The organism is Ensifer sp. ENS11, assembly GCF_014851895.1.
Classification (GTDB): Bacteria; Pseudomonadota; Alphaproteobacteria; order Rhizobiales; family Rhizobiaceae; genus Ensifer; species Ensifer canadensis.
Genome location: NZ_JACVAN010000025.1, coordinates 19007 through 39901, shown reverse-complemented (window position 1 = coordinate 39901; position 20895 = coordinate 19007). Strand labels below are relative to the sequence as shown.

The 20895-nt window shown below is 61.8% G+C and carries 13 protein-coding genes; 12 read left to right on the top strand and 1 reads right to left on the bottom strand.

Annotated features, from left to right (window positions below; all coding sequences use genetic code 11):
- Positions 1-187 precede the first annotated feature (187 nt).
- The 10 genes from IB264_RS35280 to IB264_RS29860 all read left to right on the top strand — a co-directional run bounded on the left by IB264_RS35280 (position 188) and on the right by IB264_RS29860 (position 17972).
- Entirely contained in the window at positions 188-6124 is a 5937-nt protein-coding gene (locus IB264_RS35280) for an Ig-like domain-containing protein (RefSeq protein WP_192434702.1), read from the top strand.
- Between the two features lie 126 nt (positions 6125-6250).
- On the top strand, positions 6251-8002 hold the full coding sequence (locus tag IB264_RS29900) for a type I secretion system permease/ATPase (RefSeq protein ID WP_192434700.1): 1752 nt from the start codon (positions 6251-6253) through the stop codon (positions 8000-8002).
- A 2-nt stretch (positions 8003-8004) separates the two neighbouring features.
- A complete protein-coding gene (locus IB264_RS29895; protein ID WP_192434730.1) occupies positions 8005-9309 on the top strand; it encodes an HlyD family type I secretion periplasmic adaptor subunit in 1305 nt (434 codons plus the stop codon).
- A 457-nt stretch (positions 9310-9766) separates the two neighbouring features.
- The gene (locus IB264_RS29890; protein WP_025428827.1) at positions 9767-11329 is read left to right on the top strand and encodes an ABC transporter substrate-binding protein; all 1563 of its coding nucleotides are present in this window, start codon (positions 9767-9769) and stop codon (positions 11327-11329) included.
- A gap of 59 nt (positions 11330-11388) precedes the next feature.
- The gene (locus tag IB264_RS29885) at positions 11389-12360 is read left to right on the top strand and encodes an ABC transporter permease (RefSeq protein ID WP_025428826.1); all 972 of its coding nucleotides are present in this window, start codon (positions 11389-11391) and stop codon (positions 12358-12360) included.
- Between the two features lie 9 nt (positions 12361-12369).
- A complete protein-coding gene (locus IB264_RS29880; protein WP_025428825.1) occupies positions 12370-13320 on the top strand; it encodes an ABC transporter permease in 951 nt (316 codons plus the stop codon).
- Between the two features lie 3 nt (positions 13321-13323).
- The gene (locus IB264_RS29875) at positions 13324-14517 is read left to right on the top strand and encodes an amidohydrolase family protein (RefSeq protein ID WP_025428824.1); all 1194 of its coding nucleotides are present in this window, start codon (positions 13324-13326) and stop codon (positions 14515-14517) included.
- On the top strand, positions 14514-16004 hold the full coding sequence (locus IB264_RS29870) for an amidohydrolase family protein (protein WP_025428823.1): 1491 nt from the start codon (positions 14514-14516) through the stop codon (positions 16002-16004). The genes IB264_RS29875 and IB264_RS29870 overlap by 4 nt, the downstream gene beginning before the upstream one ends.
- Positions 15997-16983 (top strand): ABC transporter ATP-binding protein, encoded by a 987-nt coding sequence (locus tag IB264_RS29865; protein ID WP_025428822.1) that lies wholly within the window; start codon positions 15997-15999, stop codon positions 16981-16983. Before IB264_RS29870 ends, IB264_RS29865 begins: the two co-directional genes overlap by 8 nt.
- Positions 16980-17972, top strand: coding sequence for an ABC transporter ATP-binding protein (locus IB264_RS29860; protein ID WP_038577875.1), 993 nt, complete (start codon positions 16980-16982; stop codon positions 17970-17972). The genes IB264_RS29865 and IB264_RS29860 overlap by 4 nt, the downstream gene beginning before the upstream one ends.
- A gap of 82 nt (positions 17973-18054) precedes the next feature.
- Here IB264_RS29860 and IB264_RS29855 read toward each other — a convergent pair whose 3' ends face one another.
- Entirely contained in the window at positions 18055-18789 is a 735-nt protein-coding gene (locus IB264_RS29855; RefSeq protein WP_057206407.1) for an aspartate/glutamate racemase family protein, read from the bottom strand.
- 308 nt (positions 18790-19097) lie between these two features.
- On the opposite strand from IB264_RS29855, the gene IB264_RS29850 reads away from it, so the two are divergent.
- Both IB264_RS29850 and IB264_RS29845 read left to right on the top strand, forming a co-directional pair.
- Positions 19098-19784 carry a GntR family transcriptional regulator gene (locus tag IB264_RS29850; RefSeq protein WP_025428819.1) on the top strand — a complete coding sequence of 229 codons (687 nt, stop codon included), beginning with the start codon at positions 19098-19100 and terminating at the stop codon, positions 19782-19784.
- A 75-nt stretch (positions 19785-19859) separates the two neighbouring features.
- The gene (locus IB264_RS29845; protein ID WP_057206409.1) at positions 19860-20687 is read left to right on the top strand and encodes a bifunctional allantoicase/(S)-ureidoglycine aminohydrolase; all 828 of its coding nucleotides are present in this window, start codon (positions 19860-19862) and stop codon (positions 20685-20687) included.
- The last annotated feature ends 208 nt before the right edge of the window (positions 20688-20895 follow it).

The following is a 20895-nucleotide window of genomic DNA, read 5'->3' as shown; positions in this document are numbered from 1 at the left end:
ATGACACCGGCGGTTACCACACCGATCGGCCCCCCCCGAGGTGGGGTGAAACCGATGGCAGCCATCGGAAAACGCTATGACCGTTTTACGTTTTGTTAAGCAACTGTCATCTGCGCGGTAAGCGTGGCGGCTAACGGTGACGCACGGCCAAGAGCCGATCCCGTTCACCTTTAGAGAGAAAGCCGACATGACTTCCTCCCCCAATTCGCTTGCGACTCCGATCCAATCTTCGTCCGATTGGCTCCTGAATATCCCGCGTGTGCAGGCCCAGCAGGGCATTCTCGTGTCGCCCGGCGGCACGGGCAATGTTTCGTCCTACAGCCTGGTCTACGACGCCTACTTCCCGTCGGCTGGCTCCAGCGGCTGGATCCCATTCCTGCAGACGGATGTCACCAACACGTCTGATGGCGATATCTTCGGCAAGGTTGGCGGCGAGAGCTTCGGCCTCGGCATCAACAGCGACTATCGCGGCACCGCCAAGCTCGATGCCTGGAACCGAATTGGCCTGACGATCGACAAAGACGCCAGCGGCGGCGTCTCGATGAAGAAATACATCAACGGCGAGTTCGTCGCCGAACAGAAGATGACCGGCACGCTTGCCGCCCGCTTCACCATCGACAAGGCCAAGGGTTTCCTGATCTTTGCCGACGAAGACGGCGAAACGTCTTCCGGCTATCTCAGCAACTTCCTCTTCATCGAAAAGGTGCTCACGGGTACGGAACTGTCGGCGCTCGGCAATGCCAAGCCGGAGGGCATCGTTCCTGATGCGCTGAAGACTGATGCGCTGTCGTCCAACGGCACCGAGTTCCGTTTCGGCGAAGGCTCGACCACGCCGGCCTTCGGCCAGGGTTCCTTGAGCGGCCAAGGCACCACCGTGTCGACGACGACGCCGGCAACGGCCGGCATTCCGGCCGTCGGCCAGGACACGACGCCGAACCCGGGCTCCGTCGTCAAGACCACCGCCATCAAGGACATGATGGTCACGCCGGATGCGGCCGATGTGACGATCGACCTGTCGCAGCATTTCTCCGGTGAAAACCTGACCTTCACCGTCCAGAACAGCAAGGGCGAGGTGCTGAATGCCGTCCTCACCAATGGCAACAAGCTGGTGCTGGACTTCGCAGCGCTCGGTCACTCCGACGTCCGCGTGACGGCAACCGACGCCGCCGGCCATGCGGTCAGCGATGATTTCCGCGTCCGCGTCGCCGGTGCGAATGCCTATACGATCGCCGTCTTCCCGGATACGCAGGACTACACGTCCAACGATGGCATCAAGCACTTCTTCGGCGACATGACGCAGTGGCTGCTGGACAATCGCCAGAGCCACAACATCGTCTTCATGACCCATGTCGGCGACATCACCCAGAACAACCTGTCCGGCCAGTGGGACATCGCCGAAGCTGCCCTTCGCAAGCTCGACGGCAAGATCCCCTACGCCCTGCTTCCGGGCAACCATGACCAGGCCAATGGCGGCAGTGCTGCCGACCACTCGTCGATCTATCTCGACCAGCGTTTCTCGCCGGACAAGCAGGCAGAAACCAGCCCGGGCACCTTCGGCGGCGCCTACGATCAGGAGCTGATGAGCGCCCGCAACACCTACAGCACGTTCACGGCCCCCGATGGCACCAAGTGGCTGTCGATCTCGCTCGAGTTCGGTCCGCGCGACGACGTGATCCGTTGGGCAGGCGACATCATCGAGGCCCATCCCGATTATCGCGTCATGCTCGCCACCCACTCGCTGACGAGCTATGCCGGCCGCCAGGACAATCTCGCCCTGCCGCTCTACGACGAGGGTGCTGGTTACGACTACGGCATGCGCACCGACCAGCGCGGCGCCAATGACGGCGAATATGTTTCGCGCGAACTGCTCGCCCGCTACCCGAACATCGTCATGACCTTCTCCGGTCACATCTTCGGCGACGGCGCTGAGACCGACATCACCTACAACCAGTACGGCGAGCCGGTCTTCCAGTTCCTGGTCAACTACCAGAATGGCGTGTCGCGCGAGATCACCGGCAATGGCAACGAGGCCAAGGGCAACAATGGCGGTAACGGCGCCATCCGCCTGATCACCATCGACCCCGACAACAACCGCATTTCCACCGAGACCTACTTCACCGGCTTTGACGACTACCTCGACGGCTTCCGCACCAAGCCCGAACTCGATCGCGACGGCCTGACCGGCTATTATCGTGGCCACCAGGAAGTGTTCGAAAACATCGACGTCAGCGGCGGCACGGCACGCGCCATGGCTGAAGCCGGTGACGACATCATCGCTGACGCTTCTGCGGGCGCCTCGTCCGCCAATGTCGCGCTTTCCGGTGCCAAGTCGCTGCTGCCGGCAAGCGTCAAGAGCTGGGTCTGGACCAACGAGAACGGCGACGTGGTGGCTGAAGGCAAGGACGCTAAGGCCGAGCTCGAGCTTGGCAAGCACAAGCTGACGCTGACCACCACCGATTTCAACGGCATCAAGACCAGCGACACCGTTGACGTAATTGTCCGTGGCGATCGCACTCTGTTGGTCGAAACCTTCAACGACGGCAATGCCAACGGCTGGGCAACCGATATCGGTGCGGCCAACGGCAATACCGGAAACTTCCTGTTGAAGGGAACGGTCTTCTCGCGTCCGACCGGAGCAGCCGGCCTTGCAGCACCTGAGGCCGCGCTCTTCGACCAAAGCGATGCCGCCCGCAACAAGCTGGTCTTCGTCGGTGAGGGCTCGTCTACCTGGACGGACTACGTCTTCGAAGCGTCGTTGACCCAGCTCGACAACGACGCGATCGGCGTTCTCTTCTACTACAAGGACGCCAACAATCACTACCGCTTCACGCTCGATGGCGAGACCAACCGTCGCCAACTGGTCAAGGTGGCCAACGGCGTCGAGACCATATTGGCATCGGTGAACGAAGGTTCGCCCTACAATATGGAAATCCCGTTGACCGTGGCTGTCACCGGCGGCGCGATCAACATCTTCCTCGGCGACAAGAATGTCTTTGCCGGACCGGTCACTGACGCCAATGCGCCGCTTAGCGGCGGTACCGTCGGCCTTTATTCAAGCGGCCAGCGCGCTTCTGTCTTCGATGATATCGTCGTCACCAAGGCGGACACAACGGCAAAGGCCGGCATCGACCAGCGGACCTACGACATCGACGGCGACGGCAAGGCTTCCGTCAAGCTCGACGCCTCCGGCTCGTTTGGTCCGAAGCAGTTGCTCGACTACGTCTGGACGGACCTCGCCGGCAACGTCATTGCCAATGACAAGACCGCCAACGTCAATTTCGACACCGGCGTCAACAAACTGCTGCTCAAGGTGACGGCTGTGGACGGTTCGGTCTCGACCGATCGTGTCGATATCACCGTTGTCGACCGCACCAAGATACTCGTTGCCGAAGACTTCTCGTCACCGCAGTCCCTGTCGCGCTTCAACATCGTCGATGAGGGCGAGCTTGGCGGCATCGGACCTGATGGAAAGGCATCCGAATGGCTGCTTGCCGACGGAAAGCTGGTGCAGACGACGGGGCTTGCTAGCCGCGAACTGACTTGGAGCGGGGCAACTGCCGCGGATCTGTGGAAGCGTGGTTGGAGCCCGCTTGGCGACGGCGTCAACGTCCTTCGTCTCGGCACCTATGCCTTGTTCAAGGATCCGGTAGCACTTGCCTGGACCGACTATGCGGTTGAGGCAACGATCCAGACGCCTGACAAGGACGGCCTCGGCTTCCTGTTCCGCTACAAGGACAACAAGAACTATTACAAGCTCGAACTCGATGCCGATGGCATCCTCGACCGCAGCCCCGGCAATGGCGCCGGCAGCATCTTCAACCTCGTGCGCATGAAGAACGGGGTCGAGGAAATTCTTGCCCAGGTTTCGGGCAAATATGAGCCGGGCCAGGCGATGAAGCTGCGCGTCGAAGTCGTCGGCGACAAGATCACCGCCTTCCTCAATGACGAGGCCCTCTTTGCCTATCCGGTCGGCGACCGTGGTCTCGATGCTGGTACATTCGGCCTCTATTCCTGGGGCAATGCCGGATTGTCCTTCGACGATCTGACGGTTGTCGATCTGAAATCGGGCCTCGAAGGGGGCCAGGTGATCAACGGCACCAATACCCGTGACATGCTGGTCGGCGGTGAAGCCGGCGAGACGATTTACGGTCTTGGTGGCAACGACACCCTCATTGGCAACGGCGGCGACGATCGCGTCGATGGCGGCGACGGCGACGATACGCTGATGGGTGGTGCCGGACGTGACGGGCTTGTCGGCGGCAAGGGCAACGATGTGCTGATGGGCGGCGAGGGTGCCGACATTATTGCCGGCGGTCTCGGCGACGACCTGATCGAAGGTGGTGCCGGCAACGACGTGCTGATCGGCGGTGACGGTTCTGATACTTACGTCTACGGACGTGGCGAAGGCTCCGACGAAATCGTCGAAACGGCCGCTGCATCTGCTGATAGCGACGTTCTCGTCCTGCACGACATCGCCCGCGGCGAAGCCGTCCTGCATAAATACGGTGAAGCCGTCGAGGTCGAATTCACCAATGGCGAAAAACTGACCCTCAACGGCCAACTGGCAGGCGGCGGTGTCGAACTCGTTACCTTCGCCGATGGCACGGTCATGAACCGCGCGTCGATCGCCAACAGCCTCGTCAACCGTGGTCCGGTTGCCGCCAGCGACACGCTTGCCCCGATCGATGAGGATGCGCCATCCTTCGTCATCCCGTTTGCGAGCCTGCTCGCCAACGACAGCGATGCCGATCTCGATCAGTTGAAGGTGACTGGCGTCACTTCGGTCGTCGGTGGTACCGCCACCGTCGAGGAGGGTGGCATTCGCTTCACGCCTGCCGCGAACTTCAATGGCGAAGCCTCCTTCCACTATCAGATCTCCGACGGTCGCGGCGGCTCGAGCGAAGCCGGCGCCACCTTCGTCGTCAAGCCGGTCAACGACGCGCCTGTTGCATCGTCGCTGACCATTGAGACGAACGAGGATACGTCGATCAGCGGCACGATCACGGCAACCGATATCGATGGCGATACGCTGAGCTATGCCGTCAAGACGGGCGCTGGGCCCGCCAATGGCAGCGTCGCACTCGATGGCAGAACCGGCGCCTGGACCTACGATCCGAATGCCAATGTCAACGCATCGGACAGCTTCATCGTCGTTGTGTCCGACGGCAAGGGTGGCAGCAGCGAGAGCACCGTCAGTGTGACGATCAAGCCGGTCAATGATGCACCGGTGGCTGTTGCCGATACCGGCGGCGTTGCCGAGAACGAGACCGCCACCTTCGACCTCGTTGCCAACGATACCGATATCGAAGGCGACCGGCTGACGCTCGTCGGTTTTGCGGTCACGGCGGTGACCGGTCTGACACTGACGAATGCTCAGGCTGCTACAGCCTTCTCGATCGTCGATGGCAAGCTCGTCGCCGATCCGTCTTCTGCCTTTATGGCTCTGGAAGACGAGCAGAACGCCATGGTCACCGTCACCTACACCGTGCGTGACGCCCAGGGTGGGGAATCGACCGGCACCGCCTCGATCAAGATCGACGGCTACACCGAGTACAACGTCGTCGAAGGCACCGACGGCAACGACACGCTGGTTGCCACTGACCGCAAGGACATGATCGAGGCCGGCAACGGCAACGACACGGTGCTGGCGGGCGATGGCAACGACATGGTCGATGCCGGGGCAGGCAATGACCGCGTTGTCGCCGGAGACGGCAACGATGTGGTCGAGGGTGGTGCTGGCAACGACGTGCTTATGGGCGGCGCTGGCAATGACGCGCTGAGCGGCAGTGCCGGCAATGACCAGCTCAACGGTGGTACCGGCAATGACACGCTGAACGGCGGCACGGGCAATGACGTGCTGACCGGCGGTGCGGGTGCCGACACCTTCGTCTTCGCCTCCGGCGACGGTCGCGACGTGGTCCTGGACTTCCAGGCGGGTGCACAGGGCGACGACGTGGTCGTGCTTTCGAAGGACATGCTCGCCGACTACCAGGCGCTCCTGTCCTCCGGTGCCTTCACCGATGGTGACGCCGGTGCACAGATCGCGTTCGACGATGGGTCGTCCATCACCTTCAACGGTGTGAAAACGGAAAACTTCGTCATCGACGACTTCCGCTTCGCCTAACCAAAGCGAGGGGCGCACTATTCGGTGCGCCCCTTTTTCGCGCGGCGTAGGCTTCAGCCACTTCAAGCATGTCATTTCCTTGTGATGCCTGCCTGCTACCGCCGCGATCTCAACGGATCAGGGACCATGCGCGACAGTTCTTCCAACAGAAATTCCAGCCAGTTCAAGGGTGTGTTTGCGGGCTGTGCGAGTGCCTTCGTCGGCATTGGCCTGATGAGTGCCGTCGTCAACGTGCTCTACCTCACCGGATCGCTCTTCATGATGGAGGTCTACGACCGGGTGCTTCCGAGCAGAAGCCTGCCGACGCTTGTTGCGCTTCTCGCCATCGTTGTCGTGCTCTACGCGTTTCAGGGCCTGTTCGACGCGCTGCGTGGCCGATTATTGGTGCGCATAGCCGATCGGCTCGACCAGGCGCTTTCACCAAGGATCTACGATGCGATCGTCGGTCTGCAGTTGCAGGTGCCGATCAGCGGTCGCTACGCCCAGCCGTTGCGCGATCTCGATACCATCAGGGCCTTTCTCTCGGGCAGCGGGCCGACCGCGCTCTTCGATCTCCCCTGGCTTCCGTTCTATATCGCCATCTGCTTTGCCTTCCATTTCTGGCTGGGTGTCACGGCGCTGGCGGGTGCCATCATTCTGGCGGCGATTACCCTGTTGACGGAGCTCGTTTCGCAGCGGCCGGTCGAGGAGGCTGCGCGCCATTCTTCCAAGCGCAATCGCATGGCCGAGAGCGGCCGCCGCAATGCCGATGTGATCACGGTGATGGGCATGGGCCCGCATCTGAGGCGCCGCTGGCAGGATGAGAACCGCGCGTTTACGCGTGAGCAGCGCCGCGCAAGCGATGTTTCCTCGGGATTCGGCGTGTTGAGCAAGGTGCTGCGCATGATGCTGCAGTCCGGCATCCTTGCGGTCGGCGCCTGGCTCGTGATTAACGAGCAGGCAACGCCCGGCATTATCATCGCTGGCTCCATCCTGTCCGCCCGGGCACTGGCGCCGGTCGATCTGGCGATCGCCAACTGGAAGGGCTTCATCGGTGCCCGCCAAAGCCGCCGACGCCTGCAAAAGACGCTGGCGCTTTTGCCCGATGCGCCTGATCGCATGGATTTGCCGGCACCGAGCCGTGCACTGTCTGTCGAACGCGTCAGCGCTCTTCCGCCGGAAACGACAGAGGCCGTGTTGCAGGATGTCACCTTCACACTGGAGGCTGGCGCGGGGCTCGGCGTCATCGGTGCGAGCGGCTCAGGCAAGAGCTCGCTTGCACGTCTGCTCGTGGGCATCTGGCACCCCGCGCGCGGCGCGATCCGGCTCGATGGCGCCACGCCGGACCAATGGCCGGCCGCAGCGCTTGCCCGCCATATCGGCTACATGCCGCAATCGATCGAGTTGCTCGACGGCACCATCGCCGAGAACATTGCCTCCTTCGACCCCGACGCTGGGTCCGACGACATCATCGCCGCTGCCCGCGCAGCAAGGGTTCACGATCTGATCTTCAGTTTGCCGGAGGGCTATTCCACCGAAGTCGGGGAAAATGGCCGGCCGCTTTCCGCCGGCCAGAAGCAACGCATCGCGCTTGCAAGGGCCCTTTACCGGGATCCCTTCGTCGTCATCCTCGACGAGCCGAATTCAAACCTCGATTCCGAAGGAGAGGCAGCTCTGACGTCGGCGATCCTCGGGATCCGTGAACGCGGCGGCATCGTCATCGTCATTGCCCACCGCCCCAGCGCGCTGCTTGCGGTCGACAAGGTGCTGATGCTTGCCGCCGGCCGCCAGCAGGCTTTCGGCCCGAAGGACGAAGTTCTCTCGAAGGTTCTAAGGCAGACAACCACCAATCCGGGTGCGCTCAAGGTGGTGCAATCAGCAGAAGCAGCAAAGGCATGAACATGGATGATTGGCAGACACTCAGACGTTCGATCCGCACCCACCTGATCGTCGGCGTGCTCGGATTTGCGACGCTGGTCGGGCTCTTCGGCGGTTGGGCGATCGGTACGGAAATCGTCGGGGCGGTGATCGCTCAAGGATCCGTGGTTGTCGAAAGCAGCCTGAAGAAGGTGCAGCACCCCGTGGGTGGCGTCGTCAGCGAACTCATGGTGCGCGACGGCGACCACGTGAAGGCGGGGGATGTCGTCATGCGCATCGACGCGACGATGACGAAGGCCAATCTGGCGATCATTCTCAAGAGCCTGGACCAGTTCGCCGCCCGCAAGGCGCGGTTGGAGAGCGAACGCGATCGTACGGAACGTGTCGTTTTCCCGGAGACATTGCTGTCGCGCGCCGAGGATCCTGATGTGGCTGCAATGATGCATGCCGAGCAACGCCTTTACGAAAGCCGCAGGGATGTGCGCGAGAGCAAGAAGCGGCAACTGGAGCGGCGTGTGCAGCAGCTGAACGACGAGATCCGCGGCATGGATGCCGAGCGCACCGCCAGTAGCCGCGAGCGGATCCTGATCAAGGAGGAGCTTGGCCGCTACACCTTCCTGCATGACAAGGGGCTGATGGAGAAAAGCCGCCTCAGCGCACTCGAGCGCCAGGCAACCGACATCGATGGCGAGATGGGCAGGCTGCTGGCAGGCGTCGCCGGCGTGCACGAGAAGATCGCCGAGACATCGCTGCAGATCATTCAGGTCGACGAGCAATGGGCCGAGGAGGTCGGAACCGACCTGCGCGAAATGGATGCCCGCATCGGCGAATATGTCGAGCGCAAGGTGGCGGCCGAAGACCAGCTGAAGCGGGTCGATATCGTCGCGCCACAGAACGGCATCGTGCACCAACTCGCCGTCCATACGGTCGGTGGCGTGGTCGCTCCGGGCGAGCCGATCATGATGATCGTGCCGGATATCGACAAACTCGTCGTGGAGGCTAAAGTCGCGCCGCAGGACATCGACCAGATCTATTCCGGACAGAAGGCGATCCTGCGTTTCTCCGCCTTCAGCCAGAAGACGACGCCGGAGATTTTGGGCGCGGTTGAACGGGTGTCCGCTGATGTTTCGGTCGATCAAAGGACAGGCGCCAGCTTCTACATCGCGCGCATCGCGATCACGCCGGTAGAGATCCAGAGGCTTGGAAACGTCTCCCTGATGCCGGGAATGCCGGTCGAGACGTTCATTACGACCGGCGAACGAAGCGTTGCTTCCTATTTCATCAAGCCGCTGATGGATCAGGTCAGCCGCGCTTTCCGCGAGAGCTGAGCCAACCGTCGATTCGCGGTCCGCCGGCCGTTGCTAACGAAAAGCAGTCCGTTCCATCCGGTCATCCGACCGCGACGGGGCGGGCTGTTTTGGTGTTCTGGACGCAATGAAACAGCAAGAACCCGCAGATTTCTGCCTGCATGTGGCCTGCTAAGATCATGCTGCCGCCGGCTCATTGTGTCTCCCTCAACAGCAATCCACCTTGAAAAGTGGGCTGTTGCCCAGTTTATCACGTCACGATTGCAAGTAGCTGCCGCTTCAAAGTCGCTGAATTCGCACGGTTTTTCTCCCTAAAACCGGAATCGCTAATTCTTGCCAACATAATTGTCGACAAAATAGTTGACATTAGCGCCAACAACTTCAAATCTAGCGCTGTCAGCCATCCAGTGATCGAGGGATCGCGGACCGACCGGGTCGGCACGGCACGGCGACGAATGGGAAAAACAGAGGGAACCACATGAAACTGAGAAAGCATCTCCTTGCGGGGTTGGCATTCGCCTTTCTCGCCTCGACGGCACAGGCCGAAACGCTGCGCTGGGGCAGCCCGCGGGATATCTTCTCGCTCGACCCGTATTCCTACGGCAGCACGTCGAACCTCGCCTTCCTCAATCACGTCTATGAGGGACTGACGCGCTACACGCCAGATTTCGTCGTTGAGCCGGCACTCGCCACCAAGTGGGAGTTGGTCTCCGAAAAGGTTTGGCGTTTCCACCTGCGCAAGGGTGTGAAGTTCCAGAACGGCGCGGATTTCAACGCCGACGACGTAATGGCCTCGATGGCTCGCGTCAGCCACCCGACGTCGCCGCTGCGTGGCAACATTCCGGCCTATGTCTCCACCACGAAGGTGGACGACTACACGGTCGATATCGAGGTGAATTCGCCAAGCCCGCTGTTCCTGAACGACATGACCAACATCTTCATGTTCGACAAGGACTGGCTGATCGAGAACAAGTCCGAATTGCCGACCGATGTCGGCGGCAAGGTCGAGGGTTACACCACCTATCACACCAACGGCACCGGGCCGTTCATCGTTGAGTCGCGCGTGCCTGACAGCAAGACCGTGCTCGTCAAGAATAACGGCTGGTGGGATACCCCGAAGCACAATCTCGACCGCATCGAATTCACCCCGATCACGTCGGCTGCTACTCGCGTCGCGGCCCTCCTGTCGGGCGAGATCGACCTGACCGACGGTGCGCCCGTGCAGGATCTCGACCGGCTGAAGAGCGATCCGAACATCAAGGTCGTCGAGCGCTCCGACCTGCGCACGATCCACCTGGTCTTCAACCGCAAGGACAAGCTCAACGACGGCCGCGAAAACTTCTTCAATGACATCAAGGTCCGCCAGGCGATCGATCATGCGATCGACCGTCAGCTGATCTTCAAGCGCGTCATGCGCGGCAAGTCGCATGTGGCCGGTACCATGGTTGCGCCTGAGATCCCGGGCTACAGCGCCGAACTGGATGTGCCGACCACCTATGATCCGGAACTGTCTAAGAAGCTCCTGGAAGAAGCAGGCGCCGTCGGCACCGAGTTCACGCTTGTCTGCATGAACGACGAAAGCGTCAACGAAGAAGACGTCTGCAGTGCGCTCGTGTCGATGCTGTCGCGTGTCGGGCTCAAGCCGACGCTCGACATTGGTCCGCGCGCCGTGCAGGCGCCGAAGCGCGCCGGCGGCAAGTCCGATGCCTTTATGATCGGCTGGGCCAACGAGCCGACGCTCGATGCCTACTCGATCCTGATCCAGGTGCTTTCGACCCGCGAAGGTGCTGCCGGCGTCGCCAACTATGGCGGCTGGTCCTATCCCGAACTCGACGCCATGGTGAAGAAGGCCGCCGTCGAAATGGATCGCGACAAGCGATTGGCGATCGAGACCGAAGCGCTGAAGTTTGCCAAGGATCAGGTCATCATGATCCCCTTGCATCAGCAGCCGATGGCATGGGCGATGTCGAAGGAAGTGACCGACGTCACCATCCGCGCCGACAACAAGCCGCGCCACTGGCTGACCCGTATCGGCGATTGACCCCACATTGCCCCGGCAGAGCCTGCTCTGTCGGGGTTTCTCATTGAGCGGGAAACCCAATGATTGTCTTTCTGATCAAGCGGCTGGCTAATGCCGTGATGGTCATGCTCGCCGTCGCGCTGATGGCCTTCATGATCTTTCGTTTCGCCGGCGATCCGGTCGAACTGATGGCCAACGAACAGATGTCGCAAGCCGATCGGCTCGAACTGCGCGAAAAGCTCGGGCTGAACGATCCGTTCCTGACCCAGTATGTGCGCTTCGTCGTCAACGCGGCCCAGGGCGATTTCGGCATCAGCTACCGAAACGGTCAGGACGTGATGACGCTGATCGCCGAACGCTTCCCGGCGACCATCGAACTGGCTCTGGTCGCCACCGTCCTGTCGCTGCTGGTCGGCATTCCGCTCGGCGTGCTGACGGCGATCCATCGAGGCCGCTGGTATTCGGAAGGCTTGCAATTCGTCAGCATTATCGGCGTTTCCCTGCCGAGCTTTGTCGTTGGCATCCTGCTGATCCTTGTCTTTGCCGTTTCGCTCGGCGTAGTGCCGGCCTTCGGCCGCGGCGACGTCGTCCAGATCGGCTGGTGGAGCACGGGCCTCTTGACCGCATCCGGGCGTGCGTCCCTGCTTCTGCCGTCCTTTGCGCTTGCCCTCTACCAGATCACGCTCGTCATGCGGCTCGTGCGCGCCGAGATGATGGAAGTGCTGCGTTCTGATTTCGTGAAGTTTGCCCGTGCCCGCGGCGTGCCGCGGTGGCGCATCAATTTCCGCCATGCGCTTCGCAACTGTCTGATGCCTGTTGTCACCATGACGGCGATGAACGTCGGCTCGCTGATCGCCTTCGCACTGATCACCGAAACCGTGTTCCAGTGGCCGGGAATGGGCATGCTGTTCATTCAGGCGGTGACCTTCCTCGATATCCCGGTGATGGCAGGCTACCTGTGCATCGTCTCCTTCATCTTCGTCACGCTGAACACGCTTGTCGATATCGCCTATGCGGTCATCGATCCCCGTCTTCGCGATGCCACACGCTGAGGCCGCCCCATGACTGACCAGGCTCAGGAAACAACCTCGACAGCCAAGATCGGCCGGCTCGCGCGCTGGCGTCAGAGCGATCTCTGGTGGTCCTTCACCCGCAGTCCGTCGGCAATCGCCGGCGCGCTGATCCTGCTCGTGCTCATCGCCGCGGCTTTTGCCGCGCCGTTGATCGCGCCGCAGAACCCGTTCGATCCGGCGCAGCTCGATCTCTGGAACTCGGAGCTGCCGCCGATCTGGCAGGCTGATGGCCAATGGCCCTTCATTCTCGGCACTGACACCCAGGGCCGCGACATGCTTTCGGCTATTCTCTACGGCTCTCGCATTTCGATCCTGATCGGGGTCTGCTCGGTGATCCTGTCGCTGACGGTCGGCCTCAGCCTCGGTCTCATCGCCGGCTATTTCGGCGGCGTTGTCGACAACATCCTGATGCGCATCGGCGATGTTCTGCTCTCGATCCCGACGATCCTGATCGCCATTCTCGTTAGTGCCGTTGCCCGCCAGATGCTGCCGCCGGAGCTGCGCGACGTCGGATCGGCAGCTGTTCTCGTGCTGGCAATCACGCTCAGCGCCTGGGTTCAATATGCCCGAACCGTCCGCGCTCAGACGATCGTCGAGCGCGGAAAGGAATATGTCCAGGCAGCCCGCCTCCTGAAGACGCCGGCGCGGCGGATCATGCTCAACCATATCCTGCCCAACACGCTGACGCCGATCATGGTTGCAGCCACGCTGAACTTCGGCATGGCGATCCTCACGGAAGCGACGCTCTCTTTCCTCGGCATCGGCATGCCGCCGAGCCAGCCCAGCCTCGGAACGCTCATCCGACTTGGCAACCAGTTCCTGTTCTCCGGTGTCTGGTGGGTCGTCCTCTTCCCGGTGCTGCAGCTTTGCCTACTTGTCGTCTCGGTCAACCTTCTTGGTGACTGGCTGCGCGATGCACTCAATCCGAAACTGAGGTGAATGATGTCCAACCTTTTGATCCGTAACGTCCGTCCCCACGGCGGGGCGCCGACGGATATCCTGATCCGCAACGGCAAGATCGAAGCGATCGGCCAGAACCTTCAGGCCGATGGCTTGGCGATCGAGGATGGCCGTGGCCACATCGCCATTCCCGGCCTGGTCGAAGCCCATACCCATCTCGACAAGTCCGTCTGGGGCATGCCCTGGCATGAAAACGCCAAGGTCGCGACGCTGCGCGGACGCATCGATTTCGAGCGCGAGAAGCGGCTTGAGATCGGCATCGATCCGCATCGCCAGTCCATGCGCCAGGCGATCCTGCTGGCCGCGAACGGCGCCAGCCATATTCGCAGCCATGTCGATATCGACACGACGCACGGCCTGCGCCTGATGGATGGCATCATCGAAACGCGAGAGGCGCTTGACGGCATCATCGACATCGAGATCGTCGCCTTCCCGCAGTCGGGCCTGGTGACCCGCCCGGGCACAACAGAACTTCTCGACCAGGCTCTTAGCGACGGCGCGGAAGTCCTTGGCGGAATTGATCCTTGCGGCATCGACCGTGACCCGAAGGGGCATCTCGATGCCGTCTTCGGCCTTGCGGAAAAGCATGGCAAGCCGATCGATATTCATCTGCATGAAGCCGGTGAACTCGGCGCCTTCAGCATGGAGATGATGTTCGAGCGCATTCGCGCGCTTGGCATGCAGGGAAAGGTTGCGATCAGCCACGCCTTTGCGCTCGGCGCTCCGGATTACCTGCGGGTCGCCGGCCTGATCGAGCAGATCGCCGAGCTCGATGTGCGCATCGTCACGACGGGCTCGCCGTCGTCGACGGTACCGTCGATCCTGCGCCTCAAGGAGGCTGGCGTGAAGGTGGCCGCCGGTTGCGATGGCATTCGCGACACCTGGGGGCCGTGGGGCCAGCCGGATATGATGGACCGCGTTCGCATCCTCGGCATGAAGAACGGCCTGCGCCGCGACGTCGACCTGGAGCATGCGCTTCATGTCTGCTCCACCGGTGGTGCTGACGTCATGGACATTGCCGGCTACGGCCTCGAAGTCGGCTGCAATGCCGATTTTACCCTGCTCGTCGGCGAAACGCTTGCCCATGCAGTCGTCGAAGTCGCACCGCGTCCGCTGGTCGTCAAGCGCGGCCGTGTTGTTGCCCGCAACGGTGTCGCGGAGGTGGCCATCCCATGATCGATCTCAAGGATTTGAAACTCGGCGCGCGCGCCGCAGGCCGCACACTGTTGACGGCGCAATGGGTTCTCGGCCACCGCGACGGCAGTCACCGCCTTATCCCGAACGGCGAAGTGGTCATCGAAGGCGGCAGCCTGCTTTATGTCGGGCCGCACTTCGAGGGCGAGATCGCACGCAGAGTGGATTTCGGCGCTGCGATGATCAGCCCCGGCCTGATCGATCTCGATGCCCTCTCGGATCTCGACACGACGATCCTTTCCATCGACCATCAGCCAGGCTGGGCCAAGGGCCGGGTCTGGCCGCGCTCCTACGTCGAGCGCGGGCCTTATGAAATGTATACGCAGGAGGAACTGGCATTCCAGAAACGCTTCTCCTTCGCTCAGCTTTTGCTCAACGGCATCACCACCGCGGCACCGATCGCGTCGCTGTTCTATCGGGAGTGGGGCGAAACGGTCGAGGAGTTTGCAGCCGCCTCGGATGCTGCCGGCGATCTCGGCCTGCGCGTCTATCTGAGCCCAGCCTACCGATCGGGCGGCATGGTTCTGGAAGCGCCGGGACAGCTCGAGGCAGTCTTCGACGAGGCGAGGGGCCTTCAGGGTCTCAACGACGCCATCGGTTTCATCCGTGAGCATGATGGCCGTCATGGCGGTCTGGTTCATGGACTTCTGGCCCCTGATCGCGTCGAGACCTGCACCGAGGCGCTGCTGAGGAGAACGGCGGATGCCGCGCGCGATCTCGATTGCTCGATCCGGCTGCACGCCGCACAGGGCACGATGGAGGTCGATACGGTCCGTCGTCTTCACGGCAAGACGGCGCCGGAGTGGATGGCGAGCCTCGGCTTCCTGAGTTCGCGGTTGATCGCCCCGCATGCCACGCAGGCAACGGCCAACGATCTCAAGCTCTATGCCGAAAACGGCGTCAGCATCGTCCATTGCCCAATGGTCTCGGCACGCGGCGGCAGCACGCTCAACTCCTTCCGCTCGGTCAAGGAGCGCGGCATCAACATCGCCATGGGCACCGACACGACGCCGCCCGACATGCTGATGAACCTTCTGGTCGGCCTCATCACCTGCCGCGTCGTCGAGGGCGACACCGCAGCCGTCAGCTGCGCCGATCTCTTCGACGCCGCCACGTTGGGTGGAGCAAAGGCATTGGGACGCAGCGATCTCGGGCGGCTCGAGCCAGGCGCGCGGGCTGACATCGCGGTCTTCGACCTGATGGATCACCACATGGCACCGGCGATCGACCCGATCACGACGCTGGTTGTCGGTGGCTCCGGGCGCGTCACCAAGACGGTCTTTGTCGATGGCCGTCTCTCCATGCACGAAGGCAAGGTCGCCGGCATCGACATGGATGCGGCACGCCGGCAGGCACAAAAGCAGTTTGACGGGCTGATCGCCAAGTACCCCGAACGCAGCTGGGCGCATCCACCCGTCAGCGAAATCTTCCCACCCAGCTATCCCTTGGAGGACCTGCGGCATGAGTGAGCTCGTAACTTCGCCGGTTCTCGACGTGCGCGGACTTTGCGTCGAGTTTCCCGGTCGGCACGGCACCGTGGCGGCATTGTCCGACGTCTCGCTCAGCATACGTCCCGGTGAGATACTGGGTGTGGTCGGCGAATCCGGCGCCGGCAAGTCGATGACCGGCCTTGCCGTTCAAGGTCTGCTCGAACCGCCGGGACGGATATCCGGTGGTGAGGTCTGGCTTTCGGGCCGCCGCATCGACCAGCTTTCCGACAGGGAAATGCAGGGCGTGCGCGGCCGACAGATCGGCGCGATCTTCCAGGATCCGCTGACATCGCTCAACCCGCTCTTTACCGTCGGCGCGCAACTGGTCGAGACGATCCGCCTTCACCTGAAGCTGTCGAAGCAGGGTGCCAAGGAACGGGCTATCCACCTCCTGAAGGAAGTGGGTATTCCCGCACCTGAGGCACGTTTCGATCACTATCCGCACCAGTTCTCGGGCGGCATGCGGCAGCGTGTGGTCATTGCGCTTGCGCTTGCGGCGGAGCCGAAGCTGATCATCGCCGACGAACCGACGACGGCGCTGGATGTTTCGATCCAGGCGCAGATCACCTCTCTGCTGCGTCGTCTCTGCGACGACCACGGCACATCCGTGATGCTGGTGACGCACGATATGGGCGTGATTGCCGAGACCGCTGATCGGGTTGCTGTGATGTATGCCGGTCGCCTGGTCGAGATTGGCCCGGTCGAAGAGGTGCTCCGTAATGCGCGCCATCCCTATACGCGCGGGCTGATGGGCTCGATCCCCGCGCTCGGGCGCCGTGTCGAGCGGCTGAACCAGATCGACGGCTCGATGCCACGCCTGAACGCCATCCCGCGTGGATGCGCCTTCAATCCGCGTTGTCCCGAGGCAGGACCGCGTTGCCGTGAAGATCGCCCGGAGCCGACCCCGGTCGGCCTGGGCGTCAGTGCTTGCTGGCTCAATGCAGGAGGAGTTCTATGAGTGACGCCCTGACCGTCAATGATCTGACGTGCAATTTCGATGTGTCGGCCCCCTGGCTGAACCGGGTCCTGGAGCGCAAGCCGCGCCAGTTCGTGCGCGCGGTGGACGACATCAGCTTTTCCGTGCCGATGGGCGGCTGCCTTAGTCTCGTGGGAGAATCCGGCTGCGGCAAGTCGACCGTCGCCCGGCTTGTCACCGGCCTCTATCGCGCCTCGGAGGGTGAGGTTCGTTTTGCGCCGGGTCGCTCCGGCGAGCCCCTTTCCGCCCAGATGATCTTTCAGGATCCTTTCGCCAGCCTCAATCCGCGCTGGCGGGTGAAGAACATCATCGCCGAGCCGCTGCGCGAACTGAAGCTGCGCAATTCGGAAGCCGAGGTGATGGAGCGTGTCGGCGAGTTGCTGCGCATCGTCGGACTTGCGCCTTCTGATGGTTCGAAGTTTCCGCACGAGTTTTCCGGTGGCCAGCGCCAGCGCATTTCGATCGCGCGTGCGCTTGCCGGTGAGCCGGAGTTCCTTGTCTGCGACGAGCCGACTTCGGCACTCGACGTATCGGTGCAGGCGCAGATCCTTAATCTCATGCGTAAACTGCAGGATGAGATGGGGCTCACCTATCTATTCATCAGCCACGACATGAGCGTCGTCCGCCATATGTCGGACCGGATTGCAGTGATGTATCTCGGCCGCATCGTCGAGGAGGCGGACACGGAAACGCTTTTCGCCAATCCGCGCCATCCCTATACGCGGCTGCTGCTGGAAACGATCCCCGATATCGCCGAACCGAAGCGCCAGCGCAGCATCACGGCCAGTGAAGTGCCGAGCCCGCTCAATCCGCCGTCGGGCTGCACTTTTCACCCGCGTTGTCCGCTGGCTGATGCCCGCTGCAAGAGCGAACGTCCGGCAATGAGAAGCTTTGCTGATGGTTCACGTGCGGCGTGCCACCGCGTCGAGGAAGCTGTCGCGTCAATGGCAAAGCCGACGCAGGCAGCATAACCGAGGCGTCATCACAGAATGAAAAAGCTCCGGAGGTAGTTGCCTCCGGAGCTTTTTGTTTTCAGTCGGTTGCAGCTGTTTGTTAAGCTACCGTATCCACAAGGTGGGTGACGGCCGCAGACTTAACCCGCGGATAGTCATAGGCGCCCACCTTGGAGGTGGCATAACCCGCGCCAACCAGTGCTTCGGCGAGCTTGATTGCAGCGGTTACGCCGTCAATCACCGGCATGCCCGTTCTAAGCTTAAGCCGGTCGCACAGTTCCGACATTCCCGCACAGCCGAGAATGATCGCCTCAGCGCCATCCTCATGCTTGGCGCGCAGGATTTCCTGTACGAGCATTTCCTCCGTGTGGGCGAGGTCTTCCTCCAGCGCCAGCACCGGCATGTCGACAGAGCGCACCTTGCGACAGCGGTGGCCCGCACCATAGGCGTCGACCAGGTCCTCGATGATCGGCACAGAGCGAGGCAATGTCGTGATGATGGAGAAGCGCGTGGCAATGTTCATCGCCACCTGGATGGCGGCCTGGCAGATGCCGATGACCGGTCCGCGGGCGATCTCACGTGCAGCGCCAAGGCCGGGGTCGTCGAAGCAGGCAATGACATAGGCATCGACCCCGCGCTCCTCTCCGGCGCGGATTTCGGCAAGCATCGCCGGCACCGCCATGGCTTCGTCCGCATGGCCCTCGATGCTGGCGGGACTTGTAGTCGGGTTGACGGACTCGACCAGCGTCGGGGCGGCTGCAACCCGCTCGGCGCTGCGGTGCGCCTGTTCGGTCATCGAGGCAGTGGAGTTCGGGTTGACGAGAAGGATGCGCATGGATCAGTTCATTTTCGTTTTGAGGGCGGCAAAGGACGCGATGTCGGGTGTCCGCATCTCGAACTGACGATCGGAGGTGATGTAGTTGTTTGGCAGTTCGGTGAAGTCAAAGTCCATCAATGAGCTCTCAGGTCAGCGCGGTCGGTTGTCACACCGGTCGATGGCCGTCGTTTAAGTGGTTGCCACAGCATATCAAGTTACGGTACACAATATTGTCTACAATTTTGTAGTCAATATCAAACTGCAGTGAGTGGAATTGACTTTGAACGCTGGCCGACGAGAGTATGCGAACGGCTATGGGAGATTTCATGTACAATGCGGACGAGACCGCCGGAGCGCCGACGGCTATCATTTGTGAGAAGATCTGGCTTGCCATTGCGGAGCGGCGCCTGCGCCCAGGCACCCGCCTCAAGGAAGAGCAGCTTGCCGAGATTTTCTCCGTCAGTCGCGCCCGTATCCGCCAGGCGCTGACCGCGCTCGAACGGGATGGGCTGGTTACGATCATGCCGAACCGGGGCGCCTTCGTATCCGAGCCGTCGGTGGATGAGGCGCGCGACGTCTTCGTGACGAGAAGGGCGATCGAGCAGCGGGTGGTCGAGCGCTTGTGCGAGCGGGCGACGGTGGAAGACATCGAGCGTATGCGCTCCCATATCGACGAGGAACGGGTTGCGGGTAGGGCAGGCGATCTCTCTGCAATCGTTCGTCTTTCCGGCGGATTCCACCTGCTTTTGGCGGAGCTCTCCGGCTCTGCCTTCCTTTTCGGCATCCTGCGTGACCTGGTTTCGCGCACATCGTTGATCACCGCCATGTACCGTTCGAAACACCTGCACAATTGCGGGCCGGACGAGCATATGGCGGTCGTCGACCGCATCGCGGCGAGGGATGTGGACACGGCGATCCGTGAGATGGCCGAACATCTGCATCACGTCGAGGCGGAACTGGATCTCGACGAAGAGAAGGATCAGCCGCGCGACCTGCGCGCAGCACTGCTTTGACATTCTATTGGCAATAACCCAACCGCACCGCTCTTGTGAGGAGGCGGTGCCTGTTTTGAGAACTGAAGGACGGAAATGACTGGTCGTAATTACTATGCGCCCCATGGCGGCGCTCCGGAACAAACGCAGCTCCTGACCGACCGTGCGGTCTTCACCGAAGCCTATGCGGTGATTCCGAAGGGCGTGATGATGGACATCGTCACCAGCTATCTACCGTTCTGGGACAAAACCCGCCTGTGGATATTGTCGCGACCTTTGTCCGGTTTTGCTGAAACATTTTCGCAGTACATCATGGAAATCGCTCCAGGCGGCGGCAGCGACCGGCCGGAACTCGACGAGGGCGCTGAGGGTGCGCTGTTCGTCGTCGAGGGAGAACTGACCGTCACGCTCGATGGCAAGGAGCACCGCATGCAGCCCGGCGGCTTTGCTTTCATTCCGCCGGCCAGCAACTGGGCGGCGCATAACAGAAGCGAATCGCCCGTTCGCTTCCATTGGGTCCGCAAGGCCTATGAATACGTCGACGGCCTTCCTGCTCCCGAAGCCTTCTTCACCAACGAGGCTGACATCACACCGTCCGCCATGCCCGGCACTGAAGGCAAGTGGGCAACAACGCGTTTCGTCGACCCGACCGATCTGCGGCACGACATGCACATGACCATCGTGACCTTCGAGCCGGGCGCGATCATTCCCTTTGCCGAAACCCACGTGATGGAGCATGGCCTCTACGTGCTTGAGGGCAAGGCCGTCTACCGGCTTAACCAGGATTGGGTCGAGGTCGAAGCCGGCGACTATATGTGGCTTCGCGCATTCTGCCCGCAGGCCTGCTACGCCGGCGGCCCCGGCAAGTTCCGCTATCTGCTCTACAAGGACGTCAACCGTCACATGAAATTGCGCGCGCGCTAAGATCCGTGGCAACATTGTCCTACCGAAACAGCGCCTTCCGAGGAGGCGCTGTTTCTTTTTAATCAATGGGATGCGTTAGCAATTTAATGTGCCGCCTTGGGTCGGTGAGGGCCACGCTTTTGCCCCACGGGCCAAAGATATTCGGCGGTCAGGAGGACAAAAGCGCGATCTCGCTCCTGACTCTCGTCCTCGTTGCGGCCGGCGCAGT